Source organism: Xenorhabdus griffiniae (assembly GCF_015163655.1).
GTDB classification, from domain to species: Bacteria; Pseudomonadota; Gammaproteobacteria; order Enterobacterales; family Enterobacteriaceae; genus Xenorhabdus; species Xenorhabdus griffiniae.
On record NZ_JADEUF010000249.1, the window covers coordinates 1 to 1,351 of the forward strand.

Genomic DNA, 1,351 nt, shown 5'->3' on the forward strand with positions numbered 1-1,351 from the left:
CCTTTAACTGCACAACAAGAGGGACAGGTCACATCAATCTTTGCCATCTGAATGTTCTCCAAATAGGCATACTATACATGATTCAATAAATTGATGTCACGACCCGAATATCCAGATGAAGTATGGGATGACGTCATTGCGACGAATGTGACCGGCGTGTATCAATGCATGAAGTATGAGATACCGTTAATGGCGCAATCAGGTGGAGCAATAGTAAATGTCGCATCAGTTTCAGGGTTAAAGGCGAATTATGCAGGCGGGTGTGCCTATACTGCCAGTAAACATGCGGTGGTTGGATTGACAAAGTCTGCCGCTTTAGAGATGGCAAAGTCAAATATTCGGGTTAATGCTGTGTGTCCAGGATTAATCAGGACAGATATGTCAGTCAGTGTGTTTGGCGATAATTTAGATGCGTATGGCGATACCCATCCAATTGGAAGGATTGGAGAAACAGAAGAAGTCGCAAATGCTATCGTGTGGTTATCGAGTAACAAAGCGGAATTTATTACCGGTTGTTGTTTACCTGTTGATGGCGGTTTAATGGTAAAATAGGCTTTAAATACCGACCTAACTTCAAGATGCATGTGATATCTCCCCACTTCGCAGGGAGATATCAGGTTTCATATCGTGTTGTAAATTGTAACTTGAAGTTTAATGCGTATAAACTGTAATTAATATTTCACTGTAAATTTAGTCTAAAACAAGAGGAAATAAGATGGCAAAAGGAAACTTTTTGACAGTCGGCGACAAAACGACGTGTGGCGGTACTATTTTGACTGGAACCAGCAGTATTAAATTTTATGGAAAACAAGCGGCAACTGAAGGTTCTGCTGTGACTTGCGGGAGATATTCAGGAAATTATACTGTTGTTGGTGGAGTCAGCTCTTTCTTGGACAAAGGAACAAAATTAGCAGGAACTTTGGATAGCAGGACGACTTGTCCCTGTAATGCTGGACTTATCCATTCTATTCCTGATACTTATCAAAAATAGACCTAAAAATTTAGCGATGCAGTCGTGGTGGTTTTGATGTAATCACTATATTTGAATTTGATATCAGGTAGTTGTTAAGCTTAATTACTATAATTTTAATTGATTATTAAAAATCAATTAAAATTTAGAGTGATGAAATTTAAAAAAACATGGTTTATGCCGTGATGACTCACCTTTGGATCTTATTAGGAAAGAGTATGGAAAACTATAAAAATTACACTATGGATAGAGCCGATCTGATGTTACATCCTATTATTGGTGGGGAGTTGATATTACTAAATTATGTCGGATTTGCACAAGAAAGTAGATTTAAATTTTTAAAAAAGATAGAAGATTGGAATAGTATGGATGATACTGGAA

2 protein-coding genes are annotated in these 1,351 nt (G+C 37.6%); both read left to right on the plus strand.

The window, feature by feature from the left end:
• Positions 1-93 precede the first annotated feature (93 nt).
• Positions 94-552: an SDR family oxidoreductase gene (locus IQ211_RS19245; protein ID WP_189758174.1), complete on the plus strand. Its 459-nt coding sequence runs from the start codon at positions 94-96 to the stop codon at positions 550-552.
• 163 nt (positions 553-715) lie between these two features.
• Positions 716-991, plus strand: a complete 276-nt coding sequence (locus tag IQ211_RS19250; RefSeq protein ID WP_189758175.1) for a PAAR domain-containing protein — start codon at positions 716-718, stop codon at positions 989-991.
• Positions 992-1,351: the final 360 nt, after the last annotated feature.

Excerpts from the sequence above, each read along its gene's own strand:
- IQ211_RS19245 (WP_189758174.1), top strand. The coding sequence starts at position 94 with ATGTCACGACCCGAATATCCAGATGAAGTATGGGATGACGTCATTGCG.
- IQ211_RS19250 (WP_189758175.1), top strand. The coding sequence starts at position 716 with ATGGCAAAAGGAAACTTTTTGACAGTCGGCGACAAAACGACGTGTGGC.